Below are 18,959 nucleotides of genomic sequence, written 5' to 3' on the forward strand. Positions count from 1 at the left end.
TCGTCGGGCTCATAACCCGAAGGTCGTAGGTTCAAATCCTGCTCCCGCAATAAGGCTCGGTAGCTCAGTTGGTAGAGCAATGGATTGAAGCTCCATGTGTCGGCGGTTCGATTCCGTCTCGCGCCATATTTGTTTTTATGCGGGTGTAGTTTAGTGGTAAAACTACAGCCTTCCAAGCTGTTGTCGCGAGTTCGATTCTCGTCACCCGCTTTGAACATTTAGTTCATTTACCAAGTTTTTTAACTTGGGCGCGTAGCTCAGGTGGTTAGAGCGCACGCCTGATAAGCGTGAGGTCGGTGGTTCGAGTCCACTCGTGCCCATTAATAGGAGAATTACTCAAGAGGCTGAAGAGGACGGTTTGCTAAATCGTTAGGTCGGGTAACTGGCGCAAGGGTTCGAATCCCTTATTCTCCGTAATTAGAGCTTGTTAGCTCTTTTTTTGTGCCTTTAATTATCAAATTTTCTTTCTTTGGCAACTGTGGTCGAGTGATGAATTGTTACTATCTGGAGCGAAACAAAATGGTTCGCTCTTTTTGTTTTCAAATTTAGGAAGATTTTGGTTTAATATTATTAAAGTCACGGAGTATAAAAGTATTGTTTAATGATTTCGTGACTTTTCCTAGCTTCTATCTTTCGTTTATATTTTATTGTTTCAATGCGTCAATAGTCTTTTATTTAATTTCCTGTAAGCTTGAATAATCATTTAACTGTATTATAGGTTAGCTTTAAATAATGGTTAATCTCTCTTGTTATAGGGCCTATGAGATTTCTCTACATTATATTTAGCTACATAGTATTTATTGAAGGTGTATCGAATATAAGAATTATAGATTTTATTTACTTAGTATTTGTATATATAAGTTTTTTTTATCTTATCGAAACTCTCAAATATTTGATATAATGTAAGCAAAGCTATGGTCACCATTCATTTCAAGAGGAGTTTTTTATGGGTAATAGAAGTATAGTAGGAAGTCTGTTTATTCTTATATTTAGTTTTTTTACAGTTGGTTGTAGTAATCAAAATTCTGAGTTTTCTAGTAAAGATGTTAGTTTATCTACTTCAACTACTAGTAACGAGATAAAGTCTGGGGAGTCTAAGAAAGATTATAAAGATTTGTACAAGTCAGTTTTTGATGATTACCAAAAAATATTTTCTACTTCGAATGATTCAACTGCAATTTCAAATCTTTATCAAAGTTTAAAAGCTACTGAACGTCCTATCAATAGTTGGTCTATTGAAAATACTATAAATCGTTCAGATGATATGCGTTACTCCTTTGTTGATTTAAATGATGATGGTGTTGAGGAGTTACTTGTTGCGGATCTTAATTTAAGTGGAAAATACTTTTTAACTGGAGTGTACTCTTTACAAGAAGGTAAACCTGTGCTTTTAGCAGAAGGATTTGCTGCAGGACATGGTGGAGTTAGGAATGCGTCAATTATTTATCAAGGTGGGGAGATTCTTGAATTAAGTTGGTCGTCAGGAACTGGTAAAGGTTATGGGACTCTTTATAAGTTAAATGAAAAGCAAAAGGGGGCTAGTAAACTTCAGGAAAAAGAATTTCAAATAGAGACTAATTATATTGGATCTAATTTTGGAAAAACTGAATCGGATCAAATTGATTTAAGAGGTTTTGATTGGCAAAAATTTGAAACTTCGACTAGCTCTTCTATATCCGAGGATAGACAAAAAGCTCCTTGGAATGCAAGCAAATCTGCAAAATTAGAAGCCTTCATTAAAGGATGGGGCGAAAGACTTGGTCAACCTAATTACAAAAAAGGAATTTCTGGTGGTGATGTTGGTGCGGATAATCTCTATACCTTTGGAGATGGACCAAGCGAGAAAATGAATGCCGAATACACAGATACAGGTTTAGGTAACGCTAAGTATCGAATTGTGGAGCGCTATAGTAATTGGGATAAATACCCAGACGTGCACAGCTACTTTTTTGCGATAACTGATACAGGGGAAGCGATTGTTTTTCATTCACCAACAACAAATGGTGGGGTCATGTACTTAAAACCGACAGAGAATACAGAGATCCAAGCAGAGTTTAAGCGCTTAGTTGAGGAAGAGTAGAAAAATGAAGAGTTTGGTCTTGGCCAAGCTCTTTTTATAAAAATCTCTTTCTTCCATTTTTATCCTTTTTGAGTGTTTAATGGTATACTTGTGTTAAGTTAGATAGAAAAGTGTCATTCAATGATGACTTTATCAGTAAGGAGAATATATGCCAAAAATTGTGAAGTTTCCTAGTATTTATTATAGATTTGTTCTATTTATAGTTGTTTTATATCTTTTTGTTGTCTATCAAATTGCTGGGCGAGGAATTCAAGAATTTACTATATTTAATTACGCCTTTAGCTTTCATCAAACACAGTTAGTGTATTGCCTTCTTTTATTAATTTTAGTTGGTATTGGCATTAACTTTCTTTGCCCTTGGAAATTTTCTATATCTCCAAAAGGGATTTATCTTAGAAGATTAGCTTTATTTGTTCCTTGGACTGATATTAGTGGAGTTTCGCACGTTTGGATTAACAAGGCGAGTAATTTTAGTAGTGGGATTAATTTTTATAACAATAAATGTTTAGTTTTTTATCGTCATGATTACAAGCCAATTTGTGTCTATAATATTTCTTTATTGGCTTTATTTGCTGTCAAACTCTTTAATTCTCAGATCAAGACGAATATCTTATCAGCTAGTTTTGCTACGGGGGTTAATATTCTATTAAATGCTTTAATTTTCTTTTATCTTTATTTTTTTGAATTAAGGAATCTTAGTTTTAGTCTTTTCCTACTCTTTTGTTTACTATATTTTATAAAAATTTTTATCATTCCCTTATGGTTGGTTTATAGTCAAAATTCTAAGTATGGTCCTTATCTGGTTCATAGTAGTTTCTTAAAGAGGAATGATTCAGATGTGATTCATGTTTGATTTTATAAAAATGATGACTTTCTACTTTTGAGTAGAAAGTTTTTATTATTTCGATATCGAAATAGTTGACAGGTGTAATAAAAAGAGTTACAATTGTTTCATAAAGTTCGATATGGAACTAAAATTCAAAGAAAGACATGGTGTTATATAATGGATTATTTGAAAGTACTAGTCGAAGAGATTCATTCAGTTGTAGTGGCAACGGTTGATGAAACGGGACATCCGCATACAGCTGTCATGGATATGATGTGGGAGGATGGGAAAACAGTCTATTTTTTGACAGCTGATTTTAAACCCCTCTACAAGCGTCTTAAGGAAGATGGACGTGTAGCGTTGACAGGGATGACTCAAGGAGCAGGAACCATGGACCGTAAATCCATTTCCTTAACGGGTCAGGTGGAGTGGATTGGAAAAGAGCATCTTGAAGAGTTGTTGGAAGCTAATCCATATATGTATGAGATTTATCCGACAGAAGAGGGACGAAGTCACTTACAAGTCTTTCGTTTTAAAAAAGCAGTAGGAGGCTTTTATGATTTGACACAATTGCCTCCCTACCAAGCAAGATTTGAAATTGAGGTATGATAAGATGACAAAGATTCAAGAAGCAAAGAAAATTATTGAAGAAGCAGATAAGGTTGTGATTGGAGCAGGAGCTGGTTTATCTGCAGTGGCGGGTTTAACCTACTCAGGGTCACGTTTTCAGGTTTTTTTTAAAAGATTATATTGCTCGTTATGGCATGCAGGACATGTATTCTGCAGCTTTTTATCCTTTTGAGGCTCTTGAAGAGCGCTGGGGCTATTGGGCCAAACATATCTATCATAATCGTTACCAACCGGATGGACTTCCACTTTATAGAGATCTTTTCGACTTGGTAAAGGACAAGGATTATTTTGTGATTACGACCAATGTAGATGGGCAGTTTATGAAGACAGGATTTGCTCCGGAACGTTTCTTTGAAGTACAGGGCAACTACGGAGAGTGGCAATGTTCCGTCCCTTGTCGCCAGCAAGTCTTTGATAATGAAGGAGCTGTCATGGAGCTGCTAAAAGAAATCAAGGACTTGAAAATTCCAACCGACTTGATACCGTATTGTCCTCATTGTGGGGCGCCAATGACCATGCATTTACGTGTAGACCAGGATTTTGTTCAAGATGAGACTTGGGAGGAATCTTATGAAGCCTATCAAAGATTTTTGGAAGGGATAGAAGATCAAAAGGTTGTCTTCTTAGAATTGGGTGTCGGTTACAATACGCCGACCATCATTCGCTATCCTTTTGAGAAAATGACAGCGGTATTTCCAAAGGCTCATTTGATTCGTCTCAATCGTGATGATCTTGAAGGCTTTGGTACTCCAAAAGAAAAAACAATTTCTATAAAAGATGATATGAGGGAGGTACTCCAACAATGGCTAGCAGACTAGAATATTTGATTGATGTTTTAAAAAGCGAGCAAGGATTGACAGAACTAGAGATTCCTGAAAAGGTAGAGGAGCAAGAAGTTTTATATCGAGCTCTTCAAAATGTCCGCTATCCAGCACCAGTGACAGCCGACTTTCTCTCCCAACAAGACCGTTATTTACAAGAAAAACTATTAGAAAAAGGAGTTGTAGACTTGAGAGACTTAACTCCCATTCGGCCTAATCTCTACCTGTGGCAAGGCGATATTACTCGTCTGGCGGTTGATGCCATTGTCAATGCGGCCAACAGTAAGCTTTTAGGTTGTTTTGTACCTAATCATTCGTGTATTGACAATGCTATTCATACAGCTGCAGGAGTTGAACTGCGTCTAGCGTGTCATGAGCTCATGCAAGAGCAAGGAAGGGATGAATCTACAGGTCAGGCAAAGATGACCAAGGCCTACAACTTACCTTCGCGCTATGTTCTTCATACAGTGGGCCCTATTATCTATGAAGAAGTGACCGATTTGGAAAGACGACAGTTAACCTCGTCGTACGAAGAGTGTTTGAACTTAGCTTATGAAAAAGGTCTGAGAAGTTTGGCCTTTTGTTGTATCTCAACAGGAGAATTTCGTTTTCCAAATGAAGAGGCAGCCAAGATTGCGATAGAGACGGTTTTACAGTTTCAGAAAAAACACCCTGATATGATAGTTGTATTCAATGTTTTTAAAGATCTGGATTACGCGATTTACGCAGATTTATTAAAAAAATAATATTTCGATATCGAAATAGTTGACAGATGTAATTAAGAGTGTTATAATAATTGAAAACTTCGATATAGAAAAAAAGGAGACAAAATGGACAAGATGTTAGGGGGCTACCAAGCTCTACAGATTCGTTTGTTAAACGGGCGTATCTTTCAAAAACTCTTGAGCAAGGAACCAGATGCTCAATACAGAAGTGAACAGGGAAAAATTTTAACGATTTTGTGGAAGCAAGAGTTGGGGTGCGCTACAGCGACCGATATCGCTCTTGCGACGGGGCTAGCCAATAATACATTGACCAGTATGGTTAAGAAATTGGAAGAACAAGGCTTGGTCACGATTCAACCTTGCACGCAGGATAAAAGGAAAAAATATATCTCTTTGACAGACCTCGGTTGGGCGCAAAAAGAAATCGGTGACCGTGTCAGCAAAGAACTAGGTGAGATTTTCTACCAAGGATTTTCTGATCAAGAAATCCGAGAATTTGAAGCCTATCAAGAGCGTATTATTCATAATTTAAAGAAAAAAGAAAACGAGGAATAAATCATGTCTCTTCAAGCACAAAACGCGCAAAATCTTTACCTTCATGCTATTCAAGATGGGCGTGTAGCAGAAGCACAAGCAAGTTCAGTAGGGGATACCTATATCCAACACTCGACAGGAGTGCCGGATGGGAAAGAAGGCTTTGCTGCTTTCTTTGAGGACTTTTTCAAACGCCATCCAGAACGTGAAATCAAGATTGTTCGTACCATTGAAGATGGAAATCTGGTCTTTGTTCATGTGCACCAATACCTTAACGGTGGAGAAGCCCAATGGGTGACAACGGATACCTTCCGTGCAGATGAAAATGGTCGCATCGTTGAGCATTGGGACGTTATTGACTACTATCGCACACCTGAAAATGGACAACTAGATCAGATCTTTGGAGATTTTGAAATCAGGGATTTGGAGAAGATAGCGGAAAATAAAAAATTAGTCCGTCGTTTCTTGACAGAAATTTTCCAAAACAAGGAGCTCGATCAATGGGAAGACTTTGTGGCAGAGGATTTGATCCAGCATAATCATGAGATTGGGCAAGGAAGCCAAGCTTATAAGGAATACGTACGAGAGCACGATGTGACCTATGACTTTGTTTTCCAACTCTTGACGCAAGGAAATTTTGCAGTGAGTTATGGTCAGGTATTGATTGATGGCGTTGCCTATGCTCAATACGATATCTTCCGTTTAGAGAATGGAAAAATTGTTGAACATTGGGATAATAAGGAAGTGATGCCTAAGGTAGAAGACTTGACCAATAGAGGGAAGTTTTAAAAAGGGGGATCTTATGAAAGCAGTTGTGGTGAGCACTCCAGGTGGACCAGAGGTATTAGAAGTTATCGAACGACCAAAACCAGTCCTGAAGGCAGGTTGGACCCTGGTGAAAATCCAAGGATTTGGCATCAACCATAGTGAAATTTTTACCCGTAAGGGAGAGTCTCCATCTGTGAAATTTCCTCGTGTGTTAGGGATTGAGTGTGTTGGTCTTGTGGAAGAAACGACACGACCGGATTTGAAGATTGGCCAGCAAATCATTTCCATTATGGGGGAGATGGGGCGTGCCTTTGATGGAGGCTATGCAGAGTATACCCTTCTTCCCAATGAGCAAATTTATCCAATCAAGACAGAACTTGATTTGGGAAGCTTGATTGCCCTTCCGGAAACCTATTACACGGCATTTGGCTCTTTTCTTAACCTTAAGATTGAGGAGCAAGATAGCGTGTTAGTTCGCGGAGCAACCAGTGGTGTAGGGATTGCCTTTGCTAAACTGCTGAAAGGGAAATTTCCTAATATTCACCTGGCAGGAACTAGCCGAAATCTAGCTAAAGAAGAGCAGTTAAAGGCAGTCGGATTTGATCAGGTGATTTTGGAGAAGGATGGTGTCTTGCACACGAAAGAGCAGTTCGATAAGGTTTTGGATCTTGTTGGTCCAAGTGCTATTCTCGATACTTTTGTGCGGACAGCAGAAGGTGGGATTATCTGTTCTTGTGGCCTACTAGGTGGTCAGTGGACTGTTCCAGACTTTGATCCGATCGAGATGCTCTCTCGCAATCTCTACTTGACGACCTTTGCTTCTGGCAATGTGTCTCAAGATAAGCTTCAGGCTTTGGTAGATTTTGTCGAGCAGTATCGTGTAGATGTAGGGCCTGAAAAAGTTTATAAGATTGACCAAATTCAGGAAGCGCATGCTTATCTGGAAGGAAGCCATTCTTTTGGTAAAGTGATCGTGAAAAATGAGGTAGATTAAATGATTGAATACAAACATGTAGCCTTGCGCTACACGGATAAAAATATTTTAAAAGATGTCAATCTCCGTATTGAAAATGGAGAATTCATGGTGCTAGTGGGTCCTTCAGGATCTGGTAAGACCACCATGATTAAGATGGTGAACCGACTCTTGGAGCCGACAGATGGCAATATCTATATGGATGGAAAACGCATCAAGGACTATAATGAACGGGAGTTACGTCTCAGTACCGGCTATGTCCTCCAAGCTATTGCCCTATTTCCTAACTTGACGGTTGCGGAAAATATAGCTCTCATTCCTGAGATGAAGGGCTGGAGCAAAGAGCAAATCGCTTCTAAAACAGAAGAACTCTTGAACAAGGTAGGCCTGCCTGCTGCAGAGTATGCTCATCGGTTACCAAACGAGTTATCTGGTGGGGAGCAACAGCGGATTGGCATTGTACGAGCCATCATTGGGGAACCAAAAATCTTGCTGATGGATGAGCCCTTTTCAGCCTTGGATGCTATCTCTCGCAAGCAGTTGCAAGCTCTCACCAAGGATTTGCATAAGGAGTTCGGGATGACCACCATCTTCGTTACTCATGATACGGACGAGGCTTTGAAATTAGGGGATCGAATTGCAGTTTTGCAGGATGGAGAAATTCGTCAGGTCGCAGACCCTGAAACAATTTTACAAGCGCCTGCGACAGACTTTGTAGCAAACTTATTTGGAGGTAGCCTTCATGTCTAATTTGATTTCAACCTTTCAAGAGCGTTTTGGGGAATGGTTAACCGCTCTTGGTCAACACTTACAATTATCGCTTTTGACCTTATTGGTTGCTATTTTTCTGACCATCCCACTTGCGGTTTATCTAAATAGCCACAAAAAAGCGGCGAATTGGGTGCTACAAATTGCGGGTATCTTCCAGACCATTCCTTCAATGGCTTTATTGGGTCTCTTTATTCCTTTCATGGGAATTGGAACCTTACCGGCCCTTACAGCTCTAGTCATTTATGCTATTTTCCCGATTTTGGAAAATACAATCACAGCCTTGAACGGCATTGATCCTAGTCTTGAGGAGGCAGGTATTGCTTTTGGAATGACCAAGTGGGAGCGACTCAAGAAGTTTGAAATTCCACTTGCCATGCCAGTCATTGTATCGGGGGTTCGTACAGCAACCGTTATGATCATTGGGACAGCAACTCTAGCTGCTCTTGTTGGAGCTGGAGGATTGGGCTCCTTTATCCTTTTGGGAATTGATCGTCGGAATGCTAGTCTGATTTTAATCGGTGCAATCTCATCAGCTATTTTGGCTATTCTCTTTAATGTTGTTCTCAAATGGTTGGAAAAGGCAAAGTTGCGTACAATTGTTGCAGCCTTTGCTGTTATGGTGCTTGGTTTGGGAGCTAGTTATGCTCCAAGCATGATTCCAAATAAAGAGAAAGAAAATCTGGTTATAGCTGGGAAGTTGGGACCTGAACCTGAGATTCTCATGAATATGTACAAGCTTCTCATTGAGGAAAATACGGATATGACGGTGACGGTCAAGCCTAACTTTGGGAAGACAGATTTCCTTTATCAAGCGCTGAAAAAGGGTGATATTGATATCTATCCAGAATTCACAGGGACTATTACAGGTGCTCTCTTGCAGCCAGCTCCTAAAGTCAGCAATGACTCTGAAGAAGTTTTCGAAGTCGCGCGTGATGGGATAAAGAAACAAGACAATCTAGTCTTTCTGAATCACATGGCTTATCAAAATACCTTTGCGATTGCAGTTCCTAAAAGTATTGCGAAAGAGTATAATCTGAAGACGATTTCTGATCTCAAGAAAGTTCAGGATAAGCTTAAAGCTGGTTTCACGTTGGAATTTAACGACCGTGAGGATGGAAACAAGGGGTTACAGTCTGTTTATGGATTGAATCTAAATGTGGCAACAATGGAGCCAGCTCTTCGCTATGATGCGATCAAGGCAGGTGATATACAGATTATGGAAGTCTACTCGACAGACCCAGAAATCGAACGTTACCAACTTCAAATTTTAGAAGATGATCAACACCTCTTCCCTCCTTATCAAGGTGCTCCACTCATGAAAGCTAAATTACTCGAAAAACATCCGGAGTTGGAAGCTGTTCTTAATAAACTAGCTGGTAAAATCACCGAGAGCCAGATGAGTCAGATGAACTACCAGGTTGGTATTGATGGTAAGGATGCTTATACTGTTGCACATGATTTCTTGGTGGAACAAGGATTGTTGAAGAAATGATGAGGCAAGAAGAAATACAAGAAACTCTTTTGCGACTCTGTAAGCACTATGGAGAACAAAATTGGTGGCAATCGGATAACAAGCTGGAAGATTTGGTATCGACTATTCTGATCCAGCGAACAACAGAGAAGAATGCCAAGTTAGGTTTAGCTGGTCTTATGGATATCATGACAGTAGAGGGTATCCTGGCTTTATCGCTAGAAGAGTTACAGGAACGTATTCGACCTGCTGGATTTTTTAAGCAAAAGTCTCAAACGATTAGGGGACTTCTGATCTGGTTAAGAGAAGTTGGTGGTTTTGAGGTTCTGTCTAAGATTGGAACAGAAGATTTACGAAAGCAACTTTTGGAGTTAAAAGGGATTGGACCAGAGACTGCAGATGCACTTTTACTTTATCTTTTTGATCGTCCAGTTTTTATATCTGATGAATATGCTAGAAGACTTTTTCGACGCTTAGGATTTGGAAACTTTGATACCTATAGTGAAATGCATGCTGTTTATAGTGACGTCTTGGAAGGACTCACTCTCAAACAATGCCAAGAGATTCATGCTGTCATTGATGAGCATGGGAAAGCTTTTAGCAAAAGTAAAGGCCAGTTAGACGAAAGTTGGTTACGATAAAAAATTCTAAGGCTTCTTGTCTTAGAATTTTTTTAGTTAATGTACTTGCTTAAAAAATCATAGTTTGATCAGATTAATAAATAGAAAGTAGAGGTAAAATATTCATGGTGAATGGAATATTTGAATGATAGAATGTCGACTAGTATTTTTCTTTTGAGTGGATATGAAATCTATAGTTGTGTTTACTACTTCATCTCTAAAACATCCAAGTAAAATCCAACTACTTGGTCTTCCTTATAAGATTTCCCTTTTTTCAGCCACCAGGTTAGTGTTTCGATAAAGTTAGTTACAACAAAGTGTTTGAGGTAGGAAGTAGGAATATTAGGATAGGAAACTTGTAAGTCTTTGGCAACCATGGGATAGACATGGTGTTCCAATTCTTTCTGTAATTGACGGAGGAAGTAGTCATTTTTAGAGAAAAGGAGGCTGGTGACGTGGTCCTGGTTTTTCTTGAAATGTGAAAAGATATGAGTTAAATAAGCCTCTGTAGATATATTTTCCTCGCGTTCAAAAAGATGATGAAAGAGATAACGACAGAGCTCGTCAAGGAGTAATTCCTTGCTCTCATAGTGACTGTAGAAGGTAGAGCGACCGACATTTGCTAGGTCAATAATCTCCTGGACTGTGATGGATTCGTAATCTTCTTGATTCAATAATTGTAAAAAAGCAGTATAGATAGCTTTTCGTGTCTTGGTAATGCGACGATCTTGACTAGTCATATGGACACTTTGAACAAACTGTTCAGTAACTTACAAAATAAACAGTTTGCCCCTATCCTTTCTGTAATGAATGTTAGATAATGATAATGAACAGGATGTTCATGAATCTATTATATCAGAGGAAACAGGATTATGAAGACAAAATATGCAGTTTGGTTAGCTTTTTTCTTGAATTTAAGTTATGCCATTGTCGAGTTTATCGCTGGTGGAGTGTTTGCTTCCAGTGCTGTTCTTGCCGACTCTGTCCATGATTTGGGAGATGCAGTCGCAATTGGTGTATCAGCCTTTCTTGAAACAATTTCCAATCGTGAAGAAGATAGTCATTACACCTTGGGTTACAAACGATTTAGTCTCTTAGGAGCCTTGGTAACGGCTGTGATTCTTATGACAGGATCTGTTCTGGTTATCTTGGAAAATATAACGAAACTCGTTCATCCACAACCTGTCAATGATGAGGGAATCCTCTGGTTAGGAATCATTGCTGTTAGCATTAATGTGCTGGCGAGTCTAGTAGTTCGTAAGGGAAAAACCAAGAATGAGTCTATTTTGAGCCTGCATTTTCTGGAAGATACTCTGGGTTGGCTGGCTGTTATCCTAATGGCCATTGTTCTGCGATTTACCGACTGGTATATTCTGGATCCACTCTTATCTCTTGTCATTTCCTTCTTCATTCTGTTAAAGGCGATTCCTCGTTTTTGGTCTACACTCAAGATTTTCCTCGACGCTGTGCCAGAAGGTGTAGATATCAAGCAAGTAAAGAGCGACTTGGAGCAACTGGACCATGTCGCTAGTATCAATCAGCTTAATCTCTGGACCATGGATGGTTTGGAGAAAAATGCCATTGTCCATATTTGTCTAAAAGAAATTGAACAGATGGAGGTTTGTAAAGAATCCATTCGAACCCTACTCAAAGATTGTGGTTTTCAAAATATCACCATTGAGGTTGATGCAGACCTAGCAACTCATCAAGCCCATAAGCGAAAGGTGTTTGAGTTGGAGAGGAGTTATGAGCATCATCATTAGAAAAAAGTGAAAAATGATTGGGTACTATCTTATTTGGAATAGAGAACTTTCTTTATTATTTAAGTACTTCAAAAGATTGGTAAGTTAAGAGCATTGTACAAACTCCATATACATGAATGCTAATTATAAAAATTTTTCGATTAGATGCCAAATGCTTGACTTAGAGTCAACTCAAAGTTATATAATAAGATAAGTGAGTTAGAATAGCTTAAACTCAGTGAATAAAATGAGAGGAGGATAGCATGTGAACATTAAATCAGCCAGTGATTTGTTGGGAATTTCAGCGGATACGATTCGGTATTATGAACGGGTTGGTCTTGTACCACCGATTACTCGTACTGCAACTGGGATTCGTGATTTTCAAGATCAGGATATTGAGGCTCTGGAATTTATTAAGTGTTTTCGTTCGGCAGGTGTCTCTGTGGACAGTTTAGTTGACTATATGTCGCTCTACCAAGAGGGGGATGAAACGAGAGAGGAAAGGCTTGGTATCTTAGAAGAGGAAAAGAAAAAATTAGAGGAGCGCTTGTCTCAGTTACAGGTGGCTTTAAATCGCTTAAATCACAAAATTAAACTTTACAAGGAAGGAAAATTTTAAATGAAATCAGCAGTATATACAAAGGCAGGTCAGGTCGGTATTGAGGAAATCAAGCGTCCAAGCATTCAAGAAGCATATGATGCTATTATTCGCATTGTTCGTACTTGCGTTTGCGGTTCAGACCTTTGGAGTTACCGTAATCCCGAAATCAAAGAAGGGCATAGTAATAGTGGTCATGAGGCTCTCGGAATCGTCGAAGAAGTTGGTGAGGCTGTCACTACTGTAAAACCAGGTGACTTTGTCATCGCGCCTTTCACTCATGGTTGTGGAGAGTGTGATGCCTGTCGTGCCGGTTATGATGGGACTTGTGACCGCCATATTGGTACCAACTGGTCAGGTGGGGTCCAGGCTGAGTATATCCGTTTCCACTTTGCCAATTGGGCACTTGTGAAAATTCCAGGTCAACCTTCAGATTATAGCGAAGGTATGCTCAAGTCACTTTTGACACTTGCTGACGTCATGCCGACTGGTTACCACGCAGCGCGTGTTGCTAATGTGCAAAAAGGAGACAAGGTTGTCGTTATCGGGGATGGGGCTGTTGGCCAATGTGCTGTCATTGCAGCTAAGATGCGTGGAGCATCGCAAATCGTCCTCATGAGTCGCCACGAAGACCGTCAACAAATGGCCTTGGAGTCAGGCGCGACAGCAGTCGTAGCTGAACGTGGTGAAGAAGGCATTGCCAAGGTGCGAGAAATTCTTGGTGGTGGAGCAGATGCAGCTCTCGAATGTGTCGGTACAGAAGCAGCCGTCGACCAAGCTCTCGGTGTTCTCCATAATGGCGGGCGTTTAGGTTTTGTCGGCGTTCCTCATTACAATAACCGTGCTCTTGGTTCAACCTTTGCCCAAAATATTTCAGTGGCGGGTGGAGCAGCCTCAGTTACTACTTATGATAAACAAGTTTTGTTAAAAGCTGTTCTTGACGGTGATATTAATCCGGGTCGTGTCTTTACCTCAAGCTATAAACTGGAAGATATCGACCAAGCTTATAAAGACATGGATGAACGCAAGACTATCAAGTCTATGATTGTGATGGATTAATACTCTTCGAAAATCTCTTCAAACCACGTCAGCTTCACCTTGCCGTAGATATAGGTAACTGACATCGTCAGTCTTATCTACAACCTCAAAGCAGTGCTTTGAGCAACCTGCGGCTAGCTTCCTAGTTTGCTCTTTGATTTTCATTGAGTATAAAAAGAAAATCCTAATAGAGATTTGAGAATCTCTATTAGGATTTTTTATGTTCAGTTGTTGTGATTAATGCAAGGTGCTTTCTCTAAGTGTTAGTTTAGTTCCTAGCATAGTAAGGCTTGGAATTTTGCGGCCGTGAAGGACTTCTCTGTTCAAAATATCCATTCCTGTGCGCCCCATTTCTTCGGTGTAGACGGTAATACTGGAAAGTGGTGGGAACACTTGCTTGGTTAGAATGGTATCATTAAAGGAAATAATGCTGACTTGCTCTGGTATGCTGATGCTGGCTTCTTGAAGAGCGCGAAGAGCACCGATTGCCAAACTATCACTAGCTGCAAAAAAGGCCTGTGGAAGCTTATCTCCTAATTTTTCGATAGCCTCTTTCATCAAGTCGTATCCAGATTGGGCAGTAAATAGCCCTTGGAAAATGAATTTCTCGTTATAAATTCCCTTTTCTTGCGTATAGGATTTAAAGTAATCTAAGCGCTTATCTGAGATAACTTCTTCATGGTCAGTAGTAGTTTCAAGACCGGATAGGATACCAATCTTTTTAAGCCTATGATCTGTAAAGTAATCAATCACCTGTCTAACCGCATTATAGAAATCCGTAATGACACAGGTATGACCAAGGGCAATCGTATCACTGTCAAGGAAAACTAGGGGCTTGTGATATTCTTCAAACGAGGCAATCTGTGCTTGGCTAAATTTCCCGATACAAAGAATCCCAATGACTTCTTCGCTAAGCGTAAAAGGCTGGTCATTAAAATAGCGCAAGATGTCGTAATCTAATTCTTGAGCTCTATTTTCAATTCCTAGGCGAATCTGGTAGTAGTAGAGATCTTCTAACTCTCCCTGTTCACTGACCCACTGGATGATGGCAATTTTCTGTTTAAGTTTATGTGATTCACCTGTTTTGAGATGTTTGGTGTAGCCTAGTTCTTCGGCAACGGTTAAAATACGATGTCTGGTTTCTTCTGTCACAGATAGACTCTGATCGCGATTGAGGACACGGGATACAGTTGCGATCGAGACAGAGGCTAGCTGAGCAATATCTTTGAGTGTAGCCATAATTCCCCTCCTTTTTAGGTTATTATAGCATATTTTTCTTCCTTTTTACTCATAGTTTAGTAAAATATCGGTAAAAATGTTGACCTAAGCAAAACCCTTGGGTACAATAGAAGAAAACGATTACAGGATAAACTTTTTTACCTAATATTTCGTAAAAGGAGAATTCATATGACACAACATCTTACTGCTGAAGCACTTCGCAAGGATTTCCTTGCTGTTTTTGGTCAAGAAGCAGACCAAACCTTCTTCTCGCCAGGGCGCATCAACTTGATTGGGGAACATACTGACTATAACGGTGGTCATGTTTTTCCAGCAGCTATTTCACTCGGAACCTATGGGGCTGCTCGTAAACGTGATGACCAAGTTTTGCGTTTCTACTCAGCCAACTTTGAGGATAAGGGCATTATCGAAGTGCCTCTTGCTGACCTTAAGTTTGAGAAAGAGCACAACTGGACCAACTATCCAAAAGGTGTCCTTCATTTCTTAAAAGAAGCTGGTCATGTGATTGACAAAGGTTTTGATTTCTATGTCTTTGGGAATATCCCAAATGGTGCGGGCTTGTCCTCTTCGGCATCCTTGGAGCTTTTGACTGGTGTCGTGGCAGAATATCTCTTTGACCTAAAATTGGACCGTTTAGATTTAGTAAAAATCGGAAAATTGACAGAGAATAATTTTATCAGTGTTAACTCTGGTATCATGGACCAATTTGCTATCGGTATGGGGGCAGACCAACGAGCTATTTACCTAGATACCAATACTTTAGAATACGACTTGGTTCCACTTGATTTAAAGGACAATGTTGTTGTGATCATGAATACCAACAAACGCCGTGAGCTAGCAGATTCTAAGTACAATGAACGTCGTGCTGAATGTGAAAAAGCGGTAGAAGAACTCCAAGTGGCCTTGGATATCCAGACTTTAGGCGAATTGGATGAATGGGCTTTTGATGAATACAGCTACCTAATCAAAGACGCAAATCGTTTGAAACGTGCTCGCCACGCCGTTCTTGAAAACCAACGTACCCTTAAAGCACAAGCAGCTCTTCGAGCAGGAGATTTAGACAAGTTTGGTCGTTTGATGAATGCATCTCATGTTTCGCTTGAGCACGATTACGAAGTAACTGGCTTGGAATTAGATACCCTTGTTCATACAGCTTGGGCTCAAGAAGGTGTTCTCGGTGCTCGTATGACAGGAGCAGGCTTTGGTGGTTGTGCCATTGCCTTGGTTCAAAAAGATGCAGTTGAATCCTTTAAAGAAGCTGTTGGCCAACACTACGAAGAAATCGTTGGCTACGCTCCAAGTTTCTATATAGCTGAAGTTGCAGGTGGAACTCGCGTCTTAGATTAGGAGAGAAGGATATGGAAGCTGTAATATTTGATTTAGATGGCTTATTAGCCGATACTGAAATCATTTCTCTAAAAGTTTATCAAGAATTGCTTAGAGATTTTGGAATTCCTTTCACAGAAGAAACTTATTCTAGAGACTACAGTGGATATAGGGAAGAGGAGAATGTTCAACGATTTTTGGACACCTATGATTTACCTTGGAACTTTGACCAAACCTTGGCTAAAGTTTATGAACTGGAAGCTCAAATCTTAGCTCAAGGTGTAAATTTAAAAAAAGGTGCTAAAAATTTGCTTACTTATTTGCAAAGAGAAGGCGTTCCAATCGCTTTAGCAACTTCAAGTGTTGAATCTCGAGCTAGAATGATATTGGATAGCAATGGGATACTATCCCTATTTGACCATTTAGTTTTTGCAAAAGATGTAAAGCGAAGCAAACCATACCCTGATATATTTTTAAAGGCCTGCAGTGATTTGAACGTTTTACCAGAGAATTGCTTGGTACTAGAGGATAGTGAAGCAGGGATTGAAGCGGCATCTAGAGCTGGGATTCCAGTTATTTGTATTCCAGATTTAAAAATACCAGCACAGTCTTTCTTAAATAAAACAGAACAAGTTTTTCAGGATTTGGATGCTGTTAGAGACTATTTAGAAAGTAAGAAGGAGGTTTTCTAGTGACCTTAGTAGAAAAATTTGTTACCAAAGTCATTGCAGGAAGCACCTTTGAAGAGTTGGATCGTATTTATCTGAGCAATCGCGTCTTAGCACTGGTGGGAGATGGAGTTCTTGAAGTTGAGACTGATCAAAATAACTTGATTGAACTAAAAGACCAGCTTGTCGAGGAAGCGGTTCGATTAGGGACGATTGAAGATAGCCTGGCTGCGCGTGAAATTCTCGGTGCTGACCTCATGGACTTGGTAACCCCTTGTCCAAGTCAGCTTAATCGTGACTTTTGGGCTACTTATGCCCAGTCACCAGAGCAGGCGATTGCGGACTTCTACCAACTCAGTCAGAAGAATGACTACATCAAACTAAAGGCCATCGCAAAGAATATTGCTTATCGTGTTCCGTCTAACTACGGAGAACTCGAGATTACTATCAATCTCTCTAAGCCTGAAAAGGATCCAAAAGAGATAGCAGCAGCTAAGTTGGTTAAATCCAGTAACTATCCTCAATGTCAGCTTTGTATGGAAAATGAGGGCTACCATGGTCGTGTCAATCATCCAGCTAGAAGCAATCATCGTATTATCCGTTTTGATATTTCTGGGCAGGAGTGGGGCTTCCAGTATTCGCCTTATGCGTACTTTAATGAGCACTGTATTTTCCTAGACAGCAAGCATCGTCCTATGGCTATTAGTCGCCAAAGTTTTGAGCGTTTGTTAGCAATTGTGGAGCAGTTCCCAGGTTATTTTGCAGGCTCGAATGCTGATTTACCAATCGTGGGTGGCTCCATCCTGACGCACGATCATTACCAAGGTGGGCGCCATGTATTCCCGATGGAAGTGGCTCCTATTCAGAAAAGCTTTACCTTTGATGGTTTTGAATCTGTCAAAGCTGGGATTGTTCAATGGCCTATGTCTGTGATTCGATTAACGTCGGATTCAAAAGACGATTTGACCAACCTTGCTGAGAAAATCTTACTGGCTTGGCGTCGGCACTCAGATCCAAGTGTGCAGATCTTGGCGGAAAGCAATGGAACTCCGCACCATACTATCACACCGATAGCCCGTAAACGAGATGGACAGTTTGAGTTGGATTTGGTCTTGCGGGACAATCAAACCTCTCCAGAGCATCCAGACGGCATCTATCATCCCCACAAGGATGTCCAACATATCAAGAAGGAAAATATCGGCTTGATTGAGGTTATGGGTTTAGCCATTTTGCCACCACGCTTGAAGGAAGAAGTAGAGCAAGTAGCAGCTTACATAGTCGGAGAGGATGTTCCAGTTGCAGATTATCACCAAGAATGGGCGGATGAGTTGAAGGAATCCCATCCTGGATTGACTGATAAAGACCAAGCTCTCGAAATTGTCCAAGAATCTGTGGGTAAAATCTTTGCTCGGGTATTGGAAGATGCCGGTGTTTACAAGCAAACAGAAGAAGGACAGGCTGCCTTTATGCGCTTTGTGGAGCAGGTTGGAGTTTTACCTGAATAAGTGCTTCTCCCTTGCATAGACTTATGAAAAGTAGTATCATAGTGTCGTTTGAAATATCAGGAGGAAAGTATGAAAGATTTTCACTTTGACGCTATATCTGCCTTTGAAAACTACGAAATTGAAAAAATGAGAGATGGTCACGTTGTAGTGACGACAAAAGTAGTGGACTCCTCACTCAACTATTATGGGAATGCCCATGGAGGCTATCTATTTACCCTTTGTGACCAAATCAGTGGACTTGTGGTGATTTCGCTAGGATTAGATGGGGTGACGCTCCAGTCTTCTATCAACTATCTGAAAGCTGGAAATCTAGGGGACCTTCTCACTATCAAGGGGGAATGTGTCCATCATGGACGCACCACTTGTGTCGTCGATGTTGATATCACCAACCAAGATGGCCGAAATGTCTGCAAAGCAACCTTTACCATGTTTGTCACAGGACAACGATCTGAAGATAGACAGGTGAGGATATAGGAAATAAGAAAAAGAGGCATGTGCCCAATGTCATTAAGTTAGTAATCTAACTATTTGAATAGGAGATAGGATTGAGATCATCAAAGTGATTCTCTATCCTATCTTCTATTTTTTTTGCATAACAAATAAAGGTTTTTTCACCCTATTTTT

At 40.1% G+C, this 18,959-nt stretch carries 19 protein-coding genes, 4 tRNA genes and 1 pseudogene; 22 read left to right on the forward strand and 2 right to left on the reverse strand.

What is annotated here, in order from left to right; genetic code table 11:
• Window positions 1-53: 53 nt before the first annotated feature.
• From PCY08_RS09560 to PCY08_RS09635, 15 genes and pseudogenes are all read left to right on the forward strand, one after another.
• Window positions 54-126, forward strand: a tRNA-Phe gene (locus tag PCY08_RS09560).
• A 13-nt stretch (window positions 127-139) separates the two neighbouring features.
• Window positions 140-210: transfer RNA gene (locus PCY08_RS09565), tRNA-Gly, on the forward strand.
• Window positions 211-246: 36 nt separating this feature from the next.
• Window positions 247-320 (forward strand) — tRNA-Ile (locus PCY08_RS09570).
• A gap of 6 nt (window positions 321-326) precedes the next feature.
• Window positions 327-414 (forward strand) — tRNA-Ser (locus PCY08_RS09575).
• 532 nt (window positions 415-946) lie between these two features.
• Window positions 947-2,080 carry a DUF4767 domain-containing protein gene (locus tag PCY08_RS09580; protein WP_301560189.1) on the forward strand — a complete coding sequence of 378 codons (1,134 nt, stop codon included), beginning with the start codon at window positions 947-949 and terminating at the stop codon, window positions 2,078-2,080.
• Window positions 2,081-2,228: 148 nt separating this feature from the next.
• Entirely contained in the window at window positions 2,229-2,933 is a 705-nt protein-coding gene (locus tag PCY08_RS09585; protein ID WP_301560190.1) for a hypothetical protein, read from the forward strand.
• Window positions 2,934-3,083: 150 nt separating this feature from the next.
• Window positions 3,084-3,515, forward strand: a complete 432-nt coding sequence (locus PCY08_RS09590; RefSeq protein ID WP_045763114.1) for a pyridoxamine 5'-phosphate oxidase family protein — start codon at window positions 3,084-3,086, stop codon at window positions 3,513-3,515.
• 4 nt (window positions 3,516-3,519) lie between these two features.
• Window positions 3,520-4,354: pseudogene (locus PCY08_RS09600) on the forward strand (NAD-dependent deacetylase).
• On the forward strand, window positions 4,339-5,103 hold the full coding sequence (locus tag PCY08_RS09605) for a protein-ADP-ribose hydrolase (RefSeq protein ID WP_301560193.1): 765 nt from the start codon (window positions 4,339-4,341) through the stop codon (window positions 5,101-5,103). The pseudogene PCY08_RS09600 and the gene PCY08_RS09605 overlap by 16 nt, the downstream one beginning before the upstream one ends.
• A gap of 84 nt (window positions 5,104-5,187) precedes the next feature.
• Window positions 5,188-5,637, forward strand: coding sequence for a MarR family winged helix-turn-helix transcriptional regulator (locus tag PCY08_RS09610; RefSeq protein ID WP_301560194.1), 450 nt, complete (start codon window positions 5,188-5,190; stop codon window positions 5,635-5,637).
• A gap of 3 nt (window positions 5,638-5,640) precedes the next feature.
• Window positions 5,641-6,405, forward strand: a complete 765-nt coding sequence (locus PCY08_RS09615; RefSeq protein ID WP_301560195.1) for a nuclear transport factor 2 family protein — start codon at window positions 5,641-5,643, stop codon at window positions 6,403-6,405.
• Between the two features lie 13 nt (window positions 6,406-6,418).
• Window positions 6,419-7,378: a zinc-binding dehydrogenase gene (locus PCY08_RS09620; protein WP_301560196.1), complete on the forward strand. Its 960-nt coding sequence runs from the start codon at window positions 6,419-6,421 to the stop codon at window positions 7,376-7,378.
• Window positions 7,379-8,107, forward strand: a complete 729-nt coding sequence (locus PCY08_RS09625) for an ABC transporter ATP-binding protein (protein WP_301560197.1) — start codon at window positions 7,379-7,381, stop codon at window positions 8,105-8,107. It begins immediately after the preceding gene.
• On the forward strand, window positions 8,100-9,620 hold the full coding sequence (locus PCY08_RS09630) for an ABC transporter permease/substrate-binding protein (protein ID WP_301560198.1): 1,521 nt from the start codon (window positions 8,100-8,102) through the stop codon (window positions 9,618-9,620). Before PCY08_RS09625 ends, PCY08_RS09630 begins: the two co-directional genes overlap by 8 nt.
• Entirely contained in the window at window positions 9,617-10,240 is a 624-nt protein-coding gene (locus PCY08_RS09635; protein ID WP_301560199.1) for an endonuclease III domain-containing protein, read from the forward strand. The genes PCY08_RS09630 and PCY08_RS09635 overlap by 4 nt, the downstream gene beginning before the upstream one ends.
• 185 nt (window positions 10,241-10,425) lie before the next feature.
• On the opposite strand, the gene PCY08_RS09640 is transcribed toward PCY08_RS09635, so the two are convergent.
• Window positions 10,426-10,959 (reverse strand): TetR/AcrR family transcriptional regulator, encoded by a 534-nt coding sequence (locus PCY08_RS09640; RefSeq protein ID WP_301560200.1) that lies wholly within the window; start codon window positions 10,957-10,959, stop codon window positions 10,426-10,428.
• A gap of 132 nt (window positions 10,960-11,091) precedes the next feature.
• Between PCY08_RS09640 and PCY08_RS09645 the strand changes: the two genes are divergently transcribed.
• From PCY08_RS09645 to PCY08_RS09655, 3 genes are all read left to right on the forward strand, one after another.
• Window positions 11,092-11,982 (forward strand): cation diffusion facilitator family transporter, encoded by an 891-nt coding sequence (locus PCY08_RS09645; protein WP_301560201.1) that lies wholly within the window; start codon window positions 11,092-11,094, stop codon window positions 11,980-11,982.
• A gap of 244 nt (window positions 11,983-12,226) precedes the next feature.
• The gene (nmlR, locus tag PCY08_RS09650; protein WP_223140109.1) at window positions 12,227-12,580 is read left to right on the forward strand and encodes a stress response transcriptional regulator NmlR; all 354 of its coding nucleotides are present in this window, start codon (window positions 12,227-12,229) and stop codon (window positions 12,578-12,580) included.
• A complete protein-coding gene (locus PCY08_RS09655) occupies window positions 12,581-13,618 on the forward strand; it encodes an alcohol dehydrogenase catalytic domain-containing protein (RefSeq protein WP_301560202.1) in 1,038 nt (345 codons plus the stop codon).
• 216 nt (window positions 13,619-13,834) lie between these two features.
• Here the strand turns inward: PCY08_RS09655 and PCY08_RS09660 are convergent, their stop codons facing one another.
• The gene (locus PCY08_RS09660) at window positions 13,835-14,836 is read right to left on the reverse strand and encodes a LacI family DNA-binding transcriptional regulator (protein ID WP_301560203.1); all 1,002 of its coding nucleotides are present in this window, start codon (window positions 14,834-14,836) and stop codon (window positions 13,835-13,837) included.
• 168 nt (window positions 14,837-15,004) lie between these two features.
• Between PCY08_RS09660 and PCY08_RS09665 the strand changes: the two genes are divergently transcribed.
• The 4 genes from PCY08_RS09665 to PCY08_RS09680 all read left to right on the forward strand — a co-directional run bounded on the left by PCY08_RS09665 (window position 15,005) and on the right by PCY08_RS09680 (window position 18,809).
• On the forward strand, window positions 15,005-16,183 hold the full coding sequence (locus tag PCY08_RS09665; protein WP_301560204.1) for a galactokinase: 1,179 nt from the start codon (window positions 15,005-15,007) through the stop codon (window positions 16,181-16,183).
• Window positions 16,184-16,194: 11 nt separating this feature from the next.
• Complete coding sequence (locus PCY08_RS09670; protein ID WP_301560205.1) at window positions 16,195-16,854, forward strand: HAD family phosphatase; 660 nt, start codon at window positions 16,195-16,197, stop codon at window positions 16,852-16,854.
• Window positions 16,854-18,335 (forward strand): UDP-glucose--hexose-1-phosphate uridylyltransferase, encoded by a 1,482-nt coding sequence (locus PCY08_RS09675; RefSeq protein WP_301560206.1) that lies wholly within the window; start codon window positions 16,854-16,856, stop codon window positions 18,333-18,335. Before PCY08_RS09670 ends, PCY08_RS09675 begins: the two co-directional genes overlap by 1 nt.
• A gap of 69 nt (window positions 18,336-18,404) precedes the next feature.
• Window positions 18,405-18,809: a PaaI family thioesterase gene (locus tag PCY08_RS09680; protein WP_301560207.1), complete on the forward strand. Its 405-nt coding sequence runs from the start codon at window positions 18,405-18,407 to the stop codon at window positions 18,807-18,809.
• The last annotated feature ends 150 nt before the right edge of the window (window positions 18,810-18,959 follow it).

The sequence above is a fragment of the Streptococcus sp. SO4 genome (genome assembly GCF_030440055.1).
Taxonomy (GTDB): Bacteria; Bacillota; Bacilli; order Lactobacillales; family Streptococcaceae; genus Streptococcus; species Streptococcus nidrosiense.

Coding starts and splice junctions, on each gene's coding strand:
- PCY08_RS09580 (WP_301560189.1), top strand. CDS start 947: ATGGGTAATAGAAGTATAGTAGGAAGTCTGTTTATTCTTATATTTAGT.
- PCY08_RS09585 (WP_301560190.1), top strand. CDS start 2,229: ATGCCAAAAATTGTGAAGTTTCCTAGTATTTATTATAGATTTGTTCTA.
- PCY08_RS09590 (WP_045763114.1), top strand. CDS start 3,084: ATGGATTATTTGAAAGTACTAGTCGAAGAGATTCATTCAGTTGTAGTG.
- PCY08_RS09605 (WP_301560193.1), top strand. CDS start 4,339: ATGGCTAGCAGACTAGAATATTTGATTGATGTTTTAAAAAGCGAGCAA.
- PCY08_RS09610 (WP_301560194.1), top strand. CDS start 5,188: ATGGACAAGATGTTAGGGGGCTACCAAGCTCTACAGATTCGTTTGTTA.
- PCY08_RS09615 (WP_301560195.1), top strand. CDS start 5,641: ATGTCTCTTCAAGCACAAAACGCGCAAAATCTTTACCTTCATGCTATT.
- PCY08_RS09620 (WP_301560196.1), top strand. CDS start 6,419: ATGAAAGCAGTTGTGGTGAGCACTCCAGGTGGACCAGAGGTATTAGAA.
- PCY08_RS09625 (WP_301560197.1), top strand. CDS start 7,379: ATGATTGAATACAAACATGTAGCCTTGCGCTACACGGATAAAAATATT.
- PCY08_RS09630 (WP_301560198.1), top strand. CDS start 8,100: ATGTCTAATTTGATTTCAACCTTTCAAGAGCGTTTTGGGGAATGGTTA.
- PCY08_RS09635 (WP_301560199.1), top strand. CDS start 9,617: ATGATGAGGCAAGAAGAAATACAAGAAACTCTTTTGCGACTCTGTAAG.
- PCY08_RS09640 (WP_301560200.1), bottom strand. CDS start 10,959: ATGACTAGTCAAGATCGTCGCATTACCAAGACACGAAAAGCTATCTAT.
- PCY08_RS09645 (WP_301560201.1), top strand. CDS start 11,092: ATGAAGACAAAATATGCAGTTTGGTTAGCTTTTTTCTTGAATTTAAGT.
- PCY08_RS09655 (WP_301560202.1), top strand. CDS start 12,581: ATGAAATCAGCAGTATATACAAAGGCAGGTCAGGTCGGTATTGAGGAA.
- PCY08_RS09660 (WP_301560203.1), bottom strand. CDS start 14,836: ATGGCTACACTCAAAGATATTGCTCAGCTAGCCTCTGTCTCGATCGCA.
- PCY08_RS09665 (WP_301560204.1), top strand. CDS start 15,005: ATGACACAACATCTTACTGCTGAAGCACTTCGCAAGGATTTCCTTGCT.
- PCY08_RS09670 (WP_301560205.1), top strand. CDS start 16,195: ATGGAAGCTGTAATATTTGATTTAGATGGCTTATTAGCCGATACTGAA.
- PCY08_RS09680 (WP_301560207.1), top strand. CDS start 18,405: ATGAAAGATTTTCACTTTGACGCTATATCTGCCTTTGAAAACTACGAA.